The following is a 17,576-nucleotide window of genomic DNA, read 5'->3' on the forward strand; positions in this document are numbered from 1 at the left end:
GGCATGACCACCACACCCGCTGCTTCAGTCAGCACCCGCCGCAGCCTTCCCGATCGCCTCCTGAGCAGTGTGGAACGCGTGGGCAACAAACTGCCGGACCCGTTCATGCTCTTCCTGATCCTCTTCCTTGTGGTTGCTGTGGTGTCCACTGCCATGGCCTGGGCCAATGTTGCGGTCACCGTGCCCGGCGCCACGGAGGAAACGGTCATCAAGGGTTTCTTCACCGCAGAAGGGATGAGCTGGTTTACCACCACGCTGGGCGCCAACTACCTGGGCTTCCCGCCGCTGGCCACAGTGCTGCCGATCCTGCTGGCCGTGGGCGTGGCGGAGAAATCCGGGCTGCTCTCGGCCCTGATCCGTAGGGCTTTCGGATCGGCCCCGCGCTGGGCGCTGCCGTACGCCGTCGGCTTTGTGGGTGTGACCGGCTCCATCATGTCCGACGCCGCGTTTGTGGTTATTCCGCCGCTGGCGGCGCTGGTCTTCAAGGCCGCGGGCCGCCATCCGGTGGCCGGACTGCTGGGCGGCTTTGCGGCAGCCGGAGCCGGATACTCCACCTCCATGCTGGTCACCAGCCTGGACGCGCTCTTCTCCGGCATTACGACGGCGGTCACCGAGACGCTGCCGAATCCCGGGTCCCCGGTGAACCCGCTGTCCAACTACTTCTTCAACTTCACCTCCTCGCTGGTGCTGATCCTGCTGGCCGGCTTCATCATCGACAGGGTGCTGGAACCCCGCCTCCGCCGGCAGGAGGTGCCCACCGAGGAAACAACCGACGGCGACGGCGAAGCTGGTGCGCCGCCGGCACTGTCTGCACAGGCTGCACAGTCTGCACCGGCGGCACTGTCTTCCATCCTGACCCCCACGGAGCGCCGGGGAGTGCTGTGGGCGGTGGCTGCCGGCGCCGTCGTCGCCGCGGTGATCCTGGTGGGTGCACTGCTGCCGGAGTCGCCCTGGCGCAACGAGGACGGCGGCTACCTGCCCAAGTCGCCGCTGCTGAGCTCCATCGTCTTCATTGTGTTCATCATGTTCACCGTGCCCGGGCTGGTCTACGGCAAGATCACCGGCACTATCGCCTCCGGCAAGGACGTTCCGCGGGTGATGGGTGCCTCGATCAAGGACATGAGCGGATTCCTGGTGCTGGCGTTCATCCTGGGCCAGTTCATTGCACTGTTCAACTGGTCCGGAATCGGCAACTGGATTGCCGTAGCCGGGGCCTCCGGCCTGGAATCCATTGGCCTGACCGGTTACCCGGCAATCATCGGCTTCATCCTGCTGGCCTCGGTGCTGAACCTGTTCATCATTTCCGGCTCCGCCATGTGGACGCTGATGGCCTCGGTGTTTGTGCCAATGTTCGCTCTGCTGGGCTTTGAACCGGCGTTCATCCAGGGCGCCTTCCGGGTAGGGGACTCGGCAACCCAGATCCTGACCCCGCTGAACCCGTACATGATTGTGCTGCTCACGATGCTCCGCAAGTATGAGCCGCAGGCCGGCCTGGGCACGGTCATCGCCCGCATGCTGCCCTTCACCGTGCTCTTCTGGCTCGCCTGGGTGGCAGTGCTGAGCGTGTTCTTTGTCCTTGGCCTGCCCATGGGGCCGGGCAATGGAATATACATTGACGGCTAAGCGCTGGACTCCAATAACTCCCAAGGAAGGCAACGAGATGAGTTCCACCGGCCCCAGGATCTATGCCCTGCATGAGAACCCCGAGTGGTTTCCACCGTTTGCCCGGGCTTTTGAAGCCGAAGGCCTGGAGGTGGAGGAATGGCTGCTGACCGACGGCGTTCTGGACTTGGATGCAGTGCCGCCGGAGGGGATTTTCTGGTCCCGCATCAGCGCCTCCTCCCATACCCGGGACCACGGGCTGTCCAAGGACTATGCCCGGGCGGTGCTCTCCTGGCTGGAAGCCCACGGCCGGCGGACGGTGAACGGCCGGCGGATCCTTGAACTGGAAATGAGTAAGGTGGACCAGCTCACGGCTTTGCGGGCGGCCGGGATTGACACGCCGCGCACCGTTGCCGCCATTGGCCGGGAGAACATCCTGGCGGCAGCCAAGGAATTTCCGGTCCCGTTTATTACCAAACACAACCAGGGCGGCAAGGGTCTGGGGGTCCGCAAGTTCGAATCCCACGGAGAGCTTGCCGACTATGTTGCAGGCCCCGAATTTGAGGAGCCCGCAGACGGCATCACCCTCATCCAGGAGTTCATCTCCGCCGCCGAGCCCTTCATCACCCGCGTGGAGATTGTTGGCGGCGAATTCATCTACGCCATTAAGGCGGACACCGCCCGCGGCGGCTTCCAGCTGTGCCCGGCCGATGCCTGCGCCATTGACCCGTCCACCGGTAAGCCGATCATGCCCCCGGGTGCCACGATCGCCCCGGACGAGGACACCCAGCTCTTCAGCCTGCGGGAGGACTTCGACCATCCAATCATCGGTAAGTACCTCGAGTTCGCAAAGCATAACGGGCTGGAGGTCTGTGGGATCGAATTCATGGAAACCGCTGACGGCCGGATCCTCACCTATGACGTAAACACCAACACCAACTACAACGCGGTGATCGAAGCGGCTGCTCCGCGCTCCGCCCCGCAGGCACTGGCGCAGTATCTTAAGGGGCTTGGGGCCTGACCACGGCCTGCGGGGCAGGGAGTCGAGGTGCGGCCGGAGGTTTGGGATAATTAACTTATCCCCTCGACTCGGCGCGTCGCTATAGTCAGGATTATGTTCAAACTGAAGGAGTTCCCTCAATGACTGCTGCCCAGGAACCGATGTGGGTCAAGAACTATCAGCCCGGCGTTCCGGCAACCATTGAACTGCCCACCGAGTCTCTGACCGCCATGGTGGAGGACGCCGTCGTCCGCTTTGGTCCCAAGGTGGCGCTGGAATTCTTTGGTGCCGAAACGACGTACACCGAGCTCGGCGACCAGATCAACCGGGCAGCTGAAGGCCTGCGGAAACTGGGGGTGCGCCGCGGACACCGCGTGGCGATCGTGCTGCCGAACTGCCCCCAGTACCTCATCGCGTTCTACGCCGTGCTGCGGCTGGGCGCAGTGGTCGTGGGCCACAACCCGCTGTACACGGAGCGCGAGCTGCGCCACCAGTTTGAAAACCACGGCGCGCAGGTGGCCATTATCTGGGACAAGGCTGTGGAGAAAATCCAGGACTTCCCCGACGACATCGCCGTGAAAACGGTCATTGCCGTGGACATCACCAAGGCAATGCCGCGGCTCAAGCGCCTCGCGCTACGGCTGCCGCTGCCGTCGATCCGCCGCACCCGGGCCGGGCTCACGGCCAAGACCGAACACACCATGTCCTGGGAAAAGCTGCTCTCCTCGGACCCGATTGACAGTGCGCATCCCCGCCCGGCCGTGCAGGATCTGGCTGCCCTGCAGTACACCTCCGGCACCACCGGCGTGCCCAAGGGTGTCATGCTGACGCACTACAACCTGCGTTCCAACGCCCTGCAGGGCCAGGCCTGGATGCACGGCGCGGAAGAAGGTAAGGAAGTCATCTACGGCGTCCTGCCCATGTTCCACGCCTTTGGCCTGACCCTGTACCTGACCTTTGCCATGCTCACCGGATCCCGGCTGGTGCTCTTTCCCAAATTTGACGTGGACCTGGTGCTGGCAGCCGCCAAGAAGTCCAGGCCCACGGTCTTCTGTGCCGTACCGCCGATTTACGAGAAGGTGGCGCTGGAGTCCAAGAAACGCGGAATCGATATTTCGACCATCCGCTTTGCCATCTCCGGTGCGATGACGCTGCCGGCTGCCACCGTAAAATTGTGGGAAGAGGTTTCCGGCGGGCTGTTGGTGGAAGGCTACGGCCTTACCGAATCCTCGCCCGTGGCCCTGGGCAACCCCTTCCACGAGTCCCGCCGCAACGGCACCATCGGCGTTCCCTTTCCGAGCACCGAAATGCGGGTGGTGGATCCCGATCATCCTGCCCACGATGTGCCGCCGGGCACCCCGGGCGAGCTGCTGATCCGCGGGCCACAGGTTTTTGCCGGCTACTGGAACAACACCGAGGACACCGAGCAGGTATTGCTCGACGGCGGCTGGCTGCGCACCGGTGACATTGTCACCGTGGACGACGACGGTTTCGTCAAGGTGGTGGACCGGCGGAAGGAGCTGATCATCACCGGCGGCTTCAACGTCTCTCCCACCGAGGTGGAGGAAGTGCTGCGCAGCAACCAGGACATCGCCGACGTTGCCGTGGTGGGACTGCCCCGGGCTGACGGCGGCGAGCAGGTGGTAGCCGCCGTCGTCCTCACAGAGGGAGCGGAACTGGACGAAGCGGGCCTGCGCGCCTGGTGCCGCGAGCGGTTGACGCCGTACAAGGTTCCGCGCCGCATTGTGGCCATCGACGAGCTGCCCAAATCCCTGCTGGGCAAGGTCCTCCGTCGCGGGGTGCGGGAGCTGCTGGCCGACTCAAAGTAAGCTGCCGCTTCCACTACCTATTGACGCTCCGAACCCCGTTGGGTTGGAATAGTAAGCAGGCTTGGGATTCCAGGCCTGCTTACTATATCCAGCCGCCCAAGAGGGCCCTCACAAGGCTCATCCGGAGTTTGGCACGCGTATTCGCCGAAGGTAGATCGGCTCCTGTTTCTTCAGCCCTTCGCCCCGACGTACCTGGCACGCTCCGGCCAAACGTGAATAAGCACCGAACAACGGTGACGGTTCGCAGCTGAAGGAGAACAGCATGATCAGCAATCAGCAAGTTGAAGGTCTTATGGCAGGGTCCGGCAACGTCCTGGGGCCCAACGGTGACAAAATCGGCGCCGTCGGAACGTTCTATCTGGATGACCAGACCAACGAACCGGCATGGGTCACGGTGAATACCGGGCTTTTTGGCACCAATGAATCCTTTATCCCGCTCAGTGAAGCCACCGTGGAGGGTGTGGATGTCCTGGTCCCGTATTCCAAGGATGAGGTGAAGAACTCCCCGCAGGTTGAGTCCGACGGTTCCATCACGCCGGAAGAAGAAGTGACACTGTACCGCTACTACGGATTCACCTACGACGACGGCAGCGCGGACGCCACCACCATGGATGCCGGCACCATGACCGAAACCGGCACCAGGATGGAAACTGACGCCAGCACTGACGACAGCGACATCACCCGATCGGGTCGGGGCTCAGGGTTTTCAGACAAAGAAACGGTTGGCCGGGACACCTCCGGGCCCACCACCGATGACGCGATGACCCGTTCGGAAGAGCAGCTGGATGTGGGGACCCGGTCGCGTGAAACCGGCAAGGCGCGGCTGCGCAAGTACGTGGTCACGGAGACCGTCACTACCCAGGTTCCGGTCAGTCATGAAGAGATCCGCATTGAGACCGAACCGATCACTGACGCCAACGTTGACTCTTCACTGTCCGGCCCGGAGATCAGCGAGGAAGAGCATGAGGTGACGCTGCACGCCGAGGAGCCCGTGGTGACTAAAAAGACGGTTCCGGTGGAGCGGGTCCGCATGGAAACGGAAACGGTCACCGGAACCGAAAGCGTGTCCGAAGAAGTCCGCAAGGAGAAAATCGACACCGAGACGGATGACAACATCCGCAGGTCCTCGGGAACCGATACTCACGGCGGCTCAGACTCCTCAGGCCGCTGAGAGAGATAGCTGAAACGGCGTCTGTGCAGGGTTCCGGCTTTGGCCGGGGCCCTGCTTTTTTGGCAGCGTTCTAGGGGACCGCCACCAGCCGCGCAGTCCGCTCGAGCACCTCGCGGCAGGCCAGGATGGCCGGCCGCCGCGCCCCGGCACGTCGAACCGAAGTAAAAATGCTCCGCCGCGGCTTGCCGTCCAGTTCCAGCAGAGCCACGCTTGGGACCCGCCCGGTCCAGACCAGATCCGGCATGAGGGCAACGGCGTTTCCGGACTCAATGAGCCGGATCTGGGCCTGCAGGTCAGCCGTTTCAAACCGGACGTCGGGTTCGAATCCCGCACGCCGGCAGGCCTGCTCCGCCCAGTGTCGGGATGCGGCACCCCGGGGCTCCATCACCCACGGCAGTTGTGCGGTGTCCGCCAGCGACCGCACCGGCGGAAGCCCTTCGTGCGGAACGGCCAGGCGGATCGCATCCGAGGTCAGATGCACGCGGTCCAACTCGGCATGCCGAACCGCTGCATGGCCCGGATACTGCTCAGCGATCACCAGATCAAAGTCCCGTGCCCACGTTTCGTAGAGTGCCGTCTCGGGTTCGCGCTGCACCATTTCCACCCGCAGTTCGGGGTGCTCGTTCCGCAGTGTCCGCAGGGCGCCGGGCAACAGTGCCAGGGCCGCCGACTGGAAGACTGCCACCCGGAGAGCGCCGGTGACGGAGGTCAGCGACGAAGCCAGATCCGCCTCTGCCCGTTCCAGTGACTCGAGAATGTCGGAAGTGTGGCTTACCAGGATTTCAGCCTGCGGCGTCAGCTGCACTCCGCGCCCTGTCTTCCGCAGCAGTTCCACCCCCACTGCCTTCTCCAGGAGGCCCAGCTGCTGCGACACCGCAGATGGGCTGAGCCCCTGCGCCTCGGCTACGGCGGCCAGGGTCCCGCGGACTTTTACCTCCCGGAGAAGGGTCATTCGGCGCACGTCCAGCACAGCAACTTCCTTAATCTGAATTGATTAATAAATCTAACCTATACCGGTAAGAAAACGTACCTTTGCCTAACGGTAAATAGTGCGGATACTTAGATGAATACCTATCAGTTGCACGTTTGAAATGAGCTGCCCGCATGAGCAACACCGCCACCGAAACCACCGCGGGATCGGACACCCCCCAGGACCTAGCCGCCGACGCCGTGGTGCTGGTCCGCCGCTGGCTCGCCGAAGCCGCAAGCGTCCCCGTGGACGCCTCGGCTGCCCAGCTGGCCGGAGTGCTGAAAGATCCCTCCGGACTGGACTTCACCGTGGGCTTCGTCGACGGCGTGATCCGCCCCGAGGACCTTCGGGTAGCCGGCCGGAACCTCGCCGCCCTGGCGCCGCGGGTTCCCGGCTTCCTGCCCTGGTACATGCGCTCCGCTGTCCGCTTGGGCGGCGTCATGGCTCCGGTTCTGCCCCAGGTTGTCATCCCTGTGGCCCGCAAGGTGCTGCGCCGCATGGTGGGCCACCTGATCGTGGACGCCACCGACGCCCGCCTGGGCAAGGCCATTGCCGGTATCCGCAAGGATGACGTCCGCCTGAACATGAATCTCCTCGGCGAGGCAGTGCTTGGTGAACGCGAAGCCGCCCGTCGTCTGCAGGGCACCCATGAACTCCTGGCCCGCGACGACGTCGATTACGTCTCGATCAAGGTCTCCTCCACCGTTTCGCCGCACTCGCACTGGGCCTTCGATGAAGCCGTTGAGCACGTGGTGGAAAGCCTCACCCCGCTCTACCGCCGGGCCGCATCCTCCGCGCAGAAGAAGTTCATCAACCTGGACATGGAGGAATACAAGGACCTGGAGATGACCATGGCGGTCTTCACCAAGCTCCTTTCCATGCCCGAGTTCAAGGACCTGGAAGCCGGCATTGTCCTCCAGGCCTACCTCCCCGATGCCCTCTCGGCAATGATGCGCCTGCAGGAATTCGCCGCTGCACGCCGGGCCGACGGCGGTGCCGCCATCAAGGTCCGCGTGGTCAAGGGTGCCAACCTGCCCATGGAACAGGTGGAGTCGTCCCTGCATGACTGGCCGCTGGCCACCTGCGGCACCAAGGCGGAAACGGACACCAACTACAAGCGCGTCATCAACTACGCCCTGCAGCCTGAGCGCGTCGAGAACGTGCGCATCGGCGTGGCCGGTCACAACCTCTTCGACATCGCGTTCGCCTGGCTGTTGGCTCAGCAGCGCGGCGTGACCGGGGGTATCGAGTTCGAGATGCTGCTGGGCATGGCCACCGGCCAGGCCGAAGTGGTCAAGCGCGACGTCGGTTCGCTTCTGCTCTACACCCCGGTGGTGCACCCGGCGGAGTTCGACGTCGCCATCGCCTACCTGATCCGACGCCTCGAAGAGGGCGCCAGCTCCGAGAACTTCATGTCAGCCGTTTTTGAACTCAGCGAAAACGAGGCCCTCTTCGAGCGGGAGAAGCTGCGCTTCCTCACCTCCCTGGAAGAGCTGGATGATACGGTTCCCACCCCCAACCGCACCCAGGACCGCAGCCAGCCGCGGCCGGCAGTATCCACCGGCGCCGATGCGGCAAACCAGGGTTTCATCAATACTCCGGACACCGATCCGTCGCTGCCCGCCAACCAGGCCTGGGGCCGTTCCATCCTGACCCGCGTCAAGGACTCGCCCCTGGGCAAGGCGGCCGTTGCCGATGCGCAGGTGGCCGATGAAACGGCACTCTCCGCCGTAGTAGCAACCGCAGTGGGGGCCAGCAAGGGCTGGGCCGCCCTCAGCGGCGCCGAGCGGGCCGAGATCCTGCACCGTGCGGGAGCGGTCCTGGAAGATCACCGGGCGGACCTCATGGAGGTCATGGCCACTGAAACCGGCAAGACCCTGGACCAGTCCGACCCCGAGGTTTCCGAGGCCATCGACTTTGCGCACTACTACGCCGAGCGCGCCAAGGACCTGGAAAATGTCGACGGTGCCCGCTTTATTCCGGCGCGGCTGACCGTGGTCACCCCGCCGTGGAACTTCCCGGTGGCGATCCCGGCCGGCTCCACACTGGCGGCGCTGGCTGCCGGTTCGGCCGTCATCATCAAGCCCGCCCGCCAGTCCGCCCGCAGCGGTGCCGTCATGGTGGAGGCACTCTGGGAGGCCGGCGTTCCGCGCGACGTCCTGCAGCTGGTGCAGCTGGGCGAGCGGGAGCTAGGCCGCCAGCTCATCTCGCATCCGTCCGTTGACCGGGTCATCCTCACCGGCGGATATGAAACCGCCGAGCTGTTCCGCTCCTTCCGCTCCGATTTGCCGCTGCTGGCCGAAACCTCGGGCAAGAACGCAATCATCGTCACGCCAAGCGCCGACTTTGACCTGGCCGCGCGCGACGTCGTCGCCTCCGCCTTCGGCCACGCCGGCCAGAAGTGCTCGGCGGCCTCCCTGGTGATTCTGGTGGGTTCGGTGGCCAAGTCCCCGCGTTTCCGCAACCAGCTGGTGGACGCTGTCCAGTCGCTGAAGGTCGGGTACCCGGTGGACGCCGTCACGCAGATGGGCCCGATCATTGAACCGGCCGCCGGCAAGCTGCTGCGCGGCCTGACCGTGCTCGGCGAAGGCGAGTCCTGGCTCATCGAGCCGAAGCAGCTCGATGACTCCGGCCGGCTCTGGAGTCCGGGCGTGCGCACCGGGGTCCGTCCCGGTTCCGAGTACCACCTCACCGAATACTTCGGTCCCATCCTCGGCGTCATGACCGCGGACACCCTTCAGGAGGCCATCGCACTCCAGAACCAGATCGAGTACGGCCTGACATCGGGTCTGCATTCGCTGGATCCGGCCGAAATGGAGGTGTGGCTGGAGAACGTTTCCGCAGGCAACCTCTACATCAACCGCGGCATCACCGGCGCCATTGTGCAGCGACAGCCCTTCGGCGGCTGGAAGAAATCGGCAGTGGGCGCAGGAACCAAGGCCGGCGGCCCCAACTACCTCATGGGTCTGGGGCAGTGGGAGCCTGCGGTGTCCACCGGAACCGGCGCTCCGGTCCGGCATCAGGGAGCGGCGAAGCTGCTGGCTGCGGCCGTCTCCGGAAGTTTCACTGCTGACACTGACTTCCTGCAGCGTGCACTGAGCAGCGACGCGGCCGCGTGGGCCGAGGAATTCGGCACCGCCAAGGACGTGTCGGCACTCAGCGCAGAACGCAACGTGTTCCGCTACCGTCCGCTGCCGGTCACCGTCCGGCTGTCCGAAAACGAACCGCTCGATGCTCTGGTGCGCGTCGCTGCAGCAGGCCTCCTGGCCGGATCGGCCCTCCGGGTCTCCACCGGCGTCGAGCTTCCGCTGGCAGTGCGCGCTCTGCTGACCGAACAGGGCATTACCGTGACGGAGCAGAACGACGCCGAATGGCTGGCTTCCGCCGCAGCGTTTGATCCCGCGGTGCACGGGTCCCGGATCCGGCTGATCGGCTCGGGTGCCGCGGCTCTGGCAACCGCCCTTGGCGGCCGCCCCGATGTAGCCGTGTACGCCAACCCGGTCACCGAGGCCGGACGCGTGGAACTGCTGCCGTTCCTGCACGAGCAGGCCGTCAGCATTACCGCCCACCGTTTTGGAACACCGAATCACCTCTCGGATGCACTGATCTAGCAGAACCTGCAACACCAAAAAGGCGGCACCGGGTCTATCCCGGTGCCGCCTCTTTTTGTTAAGGTGTCCGCATGGAACTGATTTACGAGTAGGGTCCTCCCGGGCCGGACCACCGGCCCCGCGCATCCACTCCTATCGCTGACACCATTCGCCCGTATCGCCCGGGTTGTCATGTCCAGTGCAGTTCCCGGCCGGTACTTGAAAAGTCCGGAGATCAACCATGGCATCATCCAAAAAGAACCGCTCCATGCCCCTGCCGGGGCTCGTGATCCCCGGCTCGTTCGTCGTACCCGACGTGCCGGTAGCTGCAACGGTGAACATTGCTCCTGCCGCTGCAGCCAAGCTCGGCGCTGAAGCCGGGGACAAGTCCGCCACCGGCGCGGCAGCTGAGAACGGCCTTCCCGGGTGGCAAAGCCTGGGCAAGGACCACAAGCCCACTCACATCAACGGCAAGCAGGGCCGAAGGGAGAAAAAGGTCCGCTGGTAGCAACAGGGGGCCGGGCAGCAACCCGGCCCCCTGTCCATGTCCGCGGCGCAGTGCCATGATGGACAGCCACAGCCACGTCCACAGTCCCAGCAAGACGCCCCGTCGATGCCAACCCAAGAGGTTCCTATGCTGCTTAACGAGAAGAACGCCGTGATCTACGGAGGAGGCGGCGCAATTGGGGGAGCGGCGGCCCGGGCCTTCGCCCGGGAAGGGGCGCGCGTCTTTCTGGCCGGCCGGCACTCTGACTCCTTGGAGCGTGTTGCGCGGGACATCCGCGCGAACGGTGGGTTGGTGGAAACCGCCCTGCTGGATGCCACCAACGGGCAGGCCGTGGATGAGCATGCCAACCATGTTGCGTCCACAGCGGGAAGTCTGGATATCTCCATGAACGTGATTCAGCACGGGGATGTGCAGGGTGCACCCATGGTGGATATGTACGTGGAGGATTATCTGCGGCCGGTTTCCACCGCGGTGCAGACCATGTTCCTGACCTCCCGCGCGGCTGCCCGTCACATGATGCGGCAGCGGTCCGGGGTGATTCTGGTCTTCGGAGGCTCCGGTGAGCCTGCGCCCGGCCTCTATCTGGGCGGGCTCATCACCGCTTTTGAAGCCATGGAAGCTATGCGGCGGCAACTCGCGGTGGAGCTGGGGTCCCATGGCATCAGGGTTGTCACGCTGCGCAGCGGCGGCATTCCCGAGTCGCTGCCGCCGGAGATGGACGGGCGGGCGGAGATCACCAGCAGCATTGTCGATGCGACGCTGCTTCGACGTGCCGCAACTCTGCAGGATGTTGGAAACGCAGCCGCTTTCGCCGCCTCGGACAAAGCCGGCAGCATGACGGCAGCTACTTTGAATATCAGTGCCGGCGCGCTGATGGACCGCTAGCTTCTGTGGGACAGCGCAAGCACAAGTGCCCGGTTATGCCGGGATTTTCCAGATGGTGAAGTCCTCAACGCTGACCGCGGTGCGGGTTCCTTCATCATCACCGCGGATCCAGATGGTGCCCAGTCCGGGAGCGGTGTCACGGACTTCGCCGCGGTAGTAGACCTGTTCACCGCTGCGGACTTCAATGTGGTCGCCGCGGCGGATGGAGCGGATGTTTCGGACCCGCTTGGAGCGGGTGGCTGAGGATCGTTGTGGCGTGGTGACTGCTGGCACGGGCTCTCTTTCTCTTGACTAGTTATGTCAACCAAGCGGTTCCCCGGAATATTCCCTGCCCGGCATGGGGGGTTTCCGGCTGTGGCCCTGACGCCCCCTGTGGTGCGGCGTACGATCATGGACATGGATATCGTGGACTTCCTGCTGACGCGCTTCCGGGACGACGCCGCGGAGTCCCGAAAGCTCTTGACGGCGCGGGGTGTTACCCCTTCCGACCGGTGGTATGAGGAACGGCTGCTGCGCGAATGTGAGACCAAGCTGATGCTGATCGAGATCATCGGCGGAGCCCGGCGCAACGCCTTGGCGCGGATGCTGCTGGATCCGGAGGGGCAGGGGAAACAGTTCGCTGATGAGTTGGAATGGACCACGCTGGCGCTGGCCTCCATGGCCGCCGCCTACCAGGACCATCCGGAGTATCAGGACGTGTGGCGGCTGACTGAAAAGCGCAGCTAGATTAGCTGTCATGACTGAAGCACATGCCGCTGGCCCGGCTGAAACCACTGCAATCCTGCATGAGCTCGCCGACCATCATCATGTCGCCACCACCTTCGATGGCTGGGACGGCACTCGGCGCGAAGTCTCCGACGCAACCCTGGGCAGAATCCTCGGAGCGTTGGGTGCCGCCACGGCCACCGACGAAGAGATTGAACGATCCCTGACGGAAACGCGAATGGCGTCGTGGCGGCGGATCCTGCCCGGCGCCGTCGTTTTGCGTGAGCAGCAAAACCGGACGGTCACCGTCCACTTGCCCGCCGGTGAGCAGGCAGATGTGCGGATCGTCCTGGAAGACGGCAGCCACCGGGAACTGGAATGGCCGTCGGTCTCGGGCGAGGAACGGGAGGTTGACGGGGTTCGGACCGGTGCCACCCTGGTTGTCCTCCCCGAAGACCTGCCGCTGGGATGGCACCGCCTTGAAGTCCGCGCGGGCCACCGGCAGGCAGCAAGCGTCCTTGTGGTGACCCCTGAACGGCTGACGACGACGGCAGCTCTGACCCGCCGCCGAGCCTGGGGGCTGATGACGCAGCTCTACTCCTTGCGCTCCTCCCGTTCCTGGGGAATTGGGGACCTGGCAGATTTGGCGGATTTGGCGGCTCTCTCCGGTGCAGAGCACGGTGCAGGATTTCTCCTGATCAACCCGCTGCACGCGGCCGAACCTGTGCCGCCCGTTGAGCCGTCCCCGTATTTGCCCACGACCCGCCGGTTCTTCCATCCGCTCTACATTCGGGTGGAGGATATTCCGGAGTACGGCTATCTCCCAGGAGAGGACCGGTCCCGGATTGAGGCCGCTGCACGGTCCCTGGCAGCGGCCAACACCTCCGCTGAACAGCTGGACCGTGACACCGCCTACGCTGCAAAGCTCGCTGCGCTGGAATCGATCTATTCCGTGCCGCGGGGCATTGCGCGGCAGCAGCAGTTTGACCGATTCTGCGCGGTGGAGGGCCAGGGCCTGGAAGACTTTGCCCTCTGGTGCGCCCTGTCCGAGCAGCTGCCGGCGGATGCTCCCCAATGGCAGCAGATCACCGGCCCGGACAGCGCCTGGATCAGTGAACACCGCTCGGAGTTCACCGAACGTGTTCGGTTCTTCCAGTGGCTGCAGTGGATTTGCGACCAGCAGCTGGAAACCGCGCAAGCGGCTGCCCGCAGCGCCGGCATGGAAATCGGTGTTGTGCACGACCTGGCCGTGGGCGTCCATCCGGCCGGCGCCGATGCCTGGATGTTGCGCGGGGTGCTGGCGCCCGGAGTGTCAGTGGGTGCGCCTCCGGATATGTTCAACCAGCAGGGCCAGGACTGGAGCCAGCCGCCCTGGCATCCCCAGCGGCTGGCCGACGCCGGCTACCTGCCCTACCGGGACATGCTGCGCACAGTCCTGCGTCACGCCGGAGGGATCCGGGTGGATCACATCCTGGGGTTGTTCCGGCTGTGGTGGATTCCGCAGGGCGCGGCGCCCGGCGATGGGGCCTACGTCTACTATGACCACGAAGCGCTGATTGGGATCCTGGTTCTTGAAGCCCAGCGGGCCGGCGCCGTGGTGATCGGTGAAGACCTGGGCGTGTTTGAGCCCTGGGTGCAGGAATACCTTGCCGAGCGCGGTGTGCTGGGCACCTCCATCCTGTGGTTTGAGCATTCCGAGGACGGGGGGCCCCGTCCGCCGGAGGACTACCGGCAGGGAGCCTTGACGACCGTCAACACGCATGACCTGCCGCCTACTGCCGGCTACCTTGCCGGTGAGCATGTGGATCTGCGCGATTCACTTGGCCTGCTGAACCGCCCGGTGGAGGAAGAACGTGCGATCGACGAAGCCGCCCGGGAAGCTGTCCTGGCACTGGTGCGCAGCCGTGGCCTGCTGCCTTCCGCCGGAACCGGCACCGGCACCGGAAGCGGAGGTCCGGAAGAGGTTCAGCGGACGGTGGAAGCACTGCACGCCTACATCCTGCAGACTCCGTCAGTGCTCCTGGGCGTGGCGCTGGCTGACGCAGTGGGGGAGCGGCGCACCCAGAACCAGCCGGGCACCGCAGACGAGTATCCAAACTGGCGCATTCCGCTGTGCGGCCCGGACGGGCAGGCCATCCTGCTGGATGACCTGCCCTCCAACCAGCGTTTCAACGCGCTGGCTGACCTGATGAAGGACTCGATCTGAGTCCTGCTGCTTCTTTCTGCTGCCTGCCTCTGCGGACTAGGACTCCAGCTTCATCGCCTTGCGCAGGGTCAGGGCACCCCCGCTCTGCATGACGGCGCGGCGGTAGATCCGCTCGCCGAAGCGCAGCAGTGCGTAGGCCGCGGCCAGAGCAATTGCCAGGGACAGGAACGTCTCCCACAGCGGGACCTCGGAGCCGAGCATCCGGATGGGCATGGCCACCGAAGAGATGACGGGGACGTAGGAAGCAATGACCAGGAGCTGTCCCTTGGCGAACATGCCGGCAAACAGGGCGGCGATGATCACCGTCATCACCGGGGTGGAGCTGTTGGTCAGGTCCTCGCTGCGGCTGGCCATGGATCCGAGCATGGCCCAGGCCGAAGCGAGAATCAGGAATCCGGCCAGGAAGTACACCAGGAACCAGCCGGAGGCGGGAATGATGCTCCCCACCAGATCGGCGGTGCCGGTGATGTTCAGGGCCAGCAGTGCCGCCCCTCCGTACAGGGCCAGCTGGATCATGGCGAGCAGGGTGTTGCCCGCCACCTTGCCATAGAGCAGCTGCCGGATGGGGATGGCCGTGGCCAGGATCTCCACCACCCGGTTCTGCTTCTCTTCCAGGACGGAGTTGGCGATTGCCATGCCGAAGACAATGGAGGACATGTAGAACAGGAAGCTGAAAACAAAACCGACAACGGTGGCCAGCAGGGCGTTTTCGGCGTTGCCCTCAAGGAGCTCTTCGGTCATCTCGCTTCCGGCCAGCAGCTGCTCTCCGGTGGTACCTGCGGCGGCGGCATTCGCGTCAATCACGGTGAGCCGCAGGGCTTCGGCGATCGGCTGGCGGAGGTCGCCGTCAATGTCCTCTGCGCCCACCAGGGACCAGCTGCCGTCTGCAGCCTGCAGCAGGGCCGCATCGGCGTCTCCGCTGCGGACCAGATCCCGGGCAGCTGTGGCGGAACCGGTGGAGACTGCCGTGAAGGTGGTGGATTCATCGGCTGCGGCGGGGTCATCACCCGAGGCGACGTCCCCCGCCCGTTCCACGACGGATTGGGCCGAGTCGCTGGTCACCAACACCGTGTACTCGGTGGTGCGGCTATTCATATAAGCGTTGAACACCACGGCTCCGACGATGAGGAGAAGCGTTACCACCGTTGAGATGAGGTAGCCGCGGTCCCGGGCCTTCACCATGACTTCGCGAAGGGTGACGATGGCCCAGGCCGGGGTGGTGCTGTCCTTGGTGCCGGGAGGTTGAGGCGTTTCGGAGGCGGGGCGGCGGGTGTTGGTGGTGCTCATGCTGATACCTCCCGGTAAATTTCGCTCAAGGTGGGCCGCAGCGGAGTGAACTCTTCCACGGTGCCGCGGGCCAGGGCCGCGGTGAGGATGCGCTGGGCGGAGGCATCGCCGTCGAACTCCAGCAGCGCGGTGGGGCCGGCAACGTCGATGACCCTCAGCCCGGCTTCGTCCCGAAGCCAGCCGGCGTCCGGCGAAACGGTGATGCGGTGCCGGCGGGGAGCCTTGGCGCGGAGCTGGTCGCTGGAGCCGGCGGCCATGAGCCGACCGGTTTTCAACACCACCAGGTTGTCGCAGAGGCGGTCCACCAGATCCAGCTGGTGGCTGGAGAACAGGACCGGTACGCCGGCACGGGTGCGCTCGCGCAGGAGATCCACCATGGAGTCCACGGCTGCCGGATCCAGTCCGGAGAACGGTTCGTCCAGGATCAGTACGTTGGGCCGGTGCAGCAGCGAAGCGGCAATCTGCACGCGCTGCTGGTTGCCCAGGGAGAGGGATTCCAGTTTGTCCTTGGACCGGTCCGCCAAGGTGAAGCGTTCCAGCAGGTCCATGGCTTCGCGGCGGGCGTCACCCTGACTCATGCGGTGTAGCTGGCCCAGATAGATCAGCTGATCCAGGATGGGCTGCTTGGGGTAAAGACCGCGTTCTTCCGGCATGTAGCCGAAGCGGGACCGGTCGGCGGCGCTCACGGGCGAGCCGTTGAGGAGAACTTCTCCTTCGGTGGCCGTCAGGACACCCATGATCATGCGCATGGTGGTGGTCTTGCCGGCGCCGTTGCCGCCTACAAACCCGGTCATCGCTCCGGCCGGGACGTCAAAGCTGACGTTGTCCACCGCCTTTTTATCCCCGAACTTTCGGGTGAGGTTAAGAACCTGCAGCATGGGGGCTGCTCCTTTCCCGGCAGGGCCGGGCGTCGCGAAGTGGATCGTCTTCTTCAACCTTAGAAGCGACGGGGAACAAGCGGATCGGCCGTGCGGGTGAACCGGCGGTGCCGGGAGGATCTGTCAGGAGGACGTATGGGACGGGGAGTCCGCGGCGTTCTCCCCCGGAAGGATGAGGCCGCTTTCATAGGCGAAGACCACGGCCTGCACCCGGTCCCGCACCTGGATCTTGGCAAGCAGGTTGGAGATGTGAGTCTTGACCGTTGCTTCCGCCAGGAACATCTCGCCGGCTATCTCCGCGTTGCTCCGTCCGCCGGCAACCTGGATCAGGACCTCGCGCTCGCGGGAGGTCAGGGAGTCCAGGAGCTTCTGCTGAGCCGCGGACGCCGGAGCCGGGATTCCGCCGGCTGCTGTTTCAGCGGACTCGGCGTGGAGCTGGCGGGCGAAGCGTTCAATGACGCGCAGCGTGACCTCGGGGGCCAGCAGGGCATGACCTCCGGCGACGGCGTGGACGGCCGCCACCAGGTCATCGGGATCGGCATTCTTCAGAAGGAATCCGCTCGCGCCGGCCCGGATGGCGTCAAAAAGATAATCTTCGCGCTCAAAGGTGGTCAGGATAATGACCTTGGCGGTTCCGGCGCGCACCACCTGCTCCGTGGCCCGGATCCCGTCCAGCACCGGCATCTGCACGTCCATCAGGATGACATCCACCGGCTGGCTTGCGGCAAATTCCACCGCTTCGGCTCCGTTGGCCACCTGGCCAACCACTTCGAGCTCCTCCTCGACGGAGAGCATCATGGCAAAGCCTGCGCGGACCAGGGCCTGGTCATCTGCGAGCAGTACGCGAATCGGTTCCATGATGTCCTTCAGCTCAGCTCCGCTCCGCCGTTCCGGCGCAGCGTGTCTCGGCAGCCTGATGCCGCCCCCGCGTCAAGCTTAGCGGGG

The 17,576-nt window shown here is 64.7% G+C and carries 14 protein-coding genes; 9 read left to right on the top strand and 5 right to left on the bottom strand.

Annotated features, from left to right (window positions below; translation table 11 throughout):
• Positions 1-3 precede the first annotated feature (3 nt).
• The 4 genes from ABIB35_RS16400 (at position 4) to ABIB35_RS16415 (ending at position 5,602) form a co-directional block, all read left to right on the top strand.
• Entirely contained in the window at positions 4-1,623 is a 1,620-nt protein-coding gene (locus tag ABIB35_RS16400; protein WP_354182796.1) for an AbgT family transporter, read from the top strand.
• A 37-nt stretch (positions 1,624-1,660) separates the two neighbouring features.
• Positions 1,661-2,623, top strand: coding sequence for an ATP-grasp domain-containing protein (locus ABIB35_RS16405; protein WP_354182797.1), 963 nt, complete (start codon positions 1,661-1,663; stop codon positions 2,621-2,623).
• A 119-nt stretch (positions 2,624-2,742) separates the two neighbouring features.
• On the top strand, positions 2,743-4,431 hold the full coding sequence (locus ABIB35_RS16410; RefSeq protein ID WP_354182798.1) for a long-chain-fatty-acid--CoA ligase: 1,689 nt from the start codon (positions 2,743-2,745) through the stop codon (positions 4,429-4,431).
• 262 nt (positions 4,432-4,693) lie between these two features.
• On the top strand, positions 4,694-5,602 hold the full coding sequence (locus ABIB35_RS16415) for a YsnF/AvaK domain-containing protein (RefSeq protein WP_354182799.1): 909 nt from the start codon (positions 4,694-4,696) through the stop codon (positions 5,600-5,602).
• A gap of 70 nt (positions 5,603-5,672) precedes the next feature.
• On the opposite strand, the gene ABIB35_RS16420 is transcribed toward ABIB35_RS16415, so the two are convergent.
• Complete coding sequence (locus ABIB35_RS16420) at positions 5,673-6,572, bottom strand: LysR family transcriptional regulator (protein ID WP_354182800.1); 900 nt, start codon at positions 6,570-6,572, stop codon at positions 5,673-5,675.
• A 134-nt stretch (positions 6,573-6,706) separates the two neighbouring features.
• On the opposite strand from ABIB35_RS16420, the gene ABIB35_RS16425 reads away from it, so the two are divergent.
• The 3 genes from ABIB35_RS16425 (at position 6,707) to ABIB35_RS16435 (ending at position 11,555) form a co-directional block, all read left to right on the top strand.
• Entirely contained in the window at positions 6,707-10,183 is a 3,477-nt protein-coding gene (locus ABIB35_RS16425) for a proline dehydrogenase family protein (protein ID WP_354182801.1), read from the top strand.
• 220 nt (positions 10,184-10,403) lie between these two features.
• Entirely contained in the window at positions 10,404-10,670 is a 267-nt protein-coding gene (locus ABIB35_RS16430; RefSeq protein WP_354182802.1) for a hypothetical protein, read from the top strand.
• Between the two features lie 126 nt (positions 10,671-10,796).
• Positions 10,797-11,555, top strand: a complete 759-nt coding sequence (locus ABIB35_RS16435; RefSeq protein WP_354182803.1) for an SDR family NAD(P)-dependent oxidoreductase — start codon at positions 10,797-10,799, stop codon at positions 11,553-11,555.
• Positions 11,556-11,588: 33 nt separating this feature from the next.
• Here ABIB35_RS16435 and ABIB35_RS16440 read toward each other — a convergent pair whose 3' ends face one another.
• Positions 11,589-11,828 (bottom strand): hypothetical protein, encoded by a 240-nt coding sequence (locus tag ABIB35_RS16440; RefSeq protein ID WP_354182804.1) that lies wholly within the window; start codon positions 11,826-11,828, stop codon positions 11,589-11,591.
• 123 nt (positions 11,829-11,951) lie between these two features.
• On the opposite strand from ABIB35_RS16440, the gene ABIB35_RS16445 reads away from it, so the two are divergent.
• Both ABIB35_RS16445 and malQ read left to right on the top strand, forming a co-directional pair.
• Complete coding sequence (locus ABIB35_RS16445; protein WP_354182805.1) at positions 11,952-12,281, top strand: DUF6221 family protein; 330 nt, start codon at positions 11,952-11,954, stop codon at positions 12,279-12,281.
• 10 nt (positions 12,282-12,291) lie between these two features.
• Positions 12,292-14,466: a 4-alpha-glucanotransferase gene (malQ, locus tag ABIB35_RS16450; RefSeq protein ID WP_354182806.1), complete on the top strand. Its 2,175-nt coding sequence runs from the start codon at positions 12,292-12,294 to the stop codon at positions 14,464-14,466.
• Positions 14,467-14,502: 36 nt separating this feature from the next.
• Here the strand turns inward: malQ and ABIB35_RS16455 are convergent, their stop codons facing one another.
• The 3 genes from ABIB35_RS16455 to ABIB35_RS16465 form a co-directional block, all read right to left on the bottom strand.
• Positions 14,503-15,753: an ABC transporter permease gene (locus tag ABIB35_RS16455; RefSeq protein WP_354182807.1), complete on the bottom strand. Its 1,251-nt coding sequence runs from the start codon at positions 15,751-15,753 to the stop codon at positions 14,503-14,505.
• Positions 15,750-16,631, bottom strand: coding sequence for an ABC transporter ATP-binding protein (locus ABIB35_RS16460; RefSeq protein WP_354182808.1), 882 nt, complete (start codon positions 16,629-16,631; stop codon positions 15,750-15,752). Before ABIB35_RS16460 ends, ABIB35_RS16455 begins: the two co-directional genes overlap by 4 nt.
• 123 nt (positions 16,632-16,754) lie before the next feature.
• Positions 16,755-17,489, bottom strand: coding sequence for a response regulator (locus tag ABIB35_RS16465; protein WP_354182809.1), 735 nt, complete (start codon positions 17,487-17,489; stop codon positions 16,755-16,757).
• Between the last annotated feature and the right edge of the window lie 87 nt (positions 17,490-17,576).

This window comes from Arthrobacter sp. UYP6, from assembly GCF_040547315.1.
In the GTDB taxonomy this organism is placed as follows: Bacteria; Actinomycetota; Actinomycetes; order Actinomycetales; family Micrococcaceae; genus Arthrobacter_B.

Bases quoted from the DNA above. Each gene is read 5' to 3' on its own strand.
- ABIB35_RS16405 (WP_354182797.1), top strand. From the start codon at position 1,661: ATGAGTTCCACCGGCCCCAGGATCTATGCCCTGCATGAGAACCCCGAG.
- malQ (WP_354182806.1), top strand. From the start codon at position 12,292: ATGACTGAAGCACATGCCGCTGGCCCGGCTGAAACCACTGCAATCCTG.
- ABIB35_RS16410 (WP_354182798.1), top strand. From the start codon at position 2,743: ATGACTGCTGCCCAGGAACCGATGTGGGTCAAGAACTATCAGCCCGGC.
- ABIB35_RS16425 (WP_354182801.1), top strand. From the start codon at position 6,707: ATGAGCAACACCGCCACCGAAACCACCGCGGGATCGGACACCCCCCAG.
- ABIB35_RS16435 (WP_354182803.1), top strand. From the start codon at position 10,797: ATGCTGCTTAACGAGAAGAACGCCGTGATCTACGGAGGAGGCGGCGCA.
- ABIB35_RS16445 (WP_354182805.1), top strand. From the start codon at position 11,952: ATGGATATCGTGGACTTCCTGCTGACGCGCTTCCGGGACGACGCCGCG.
- ABIB35_RS16430 (WP_354182802.1), top strand. From the start codon at position 10,404: ATGGCATCATCCAAAAAGAACCGCTCCATGCCCCTGCCGGGGCTCGTG.
- ABIB35_RS16465 (WP_354182809.1), bottom strand. From the start codon at position 17,489: ATGGAACCGATTCGCGTACTGCTCGCAGATGACCAGGCCCTGGTCCGC.
- ABIB35_RS16415 (WP_354182799.1), top strand. From the start codon at position 4,694: ATGATCAGCAATCAGCAAGTTGAAGGTCTTATGGCAGGGTCCGGCAAC.
- ABIB35_RS16400 (WP_354182796.1), top strand. From the start codon at position 4: ATGACCACCACACCCGCTGCTTCAGTCAGCACCCGCCGCAGCCTTCCC.
- ABIB35_RS16460 (WP_354182808.1), bottom strand. From the start codon at position 16,631: ATGCTGCAGGTTCTTAACCTCACCCGAAAGTTCGGGGATAAAAAGGCG.
- ABIB35_RS16455 (WP_354182807.1), bottom strand. From the start codon at position 15,753: ATGAGCACCACCAACACCCGCCGCCCCGCCTCCGAAACGCCTCAACCT.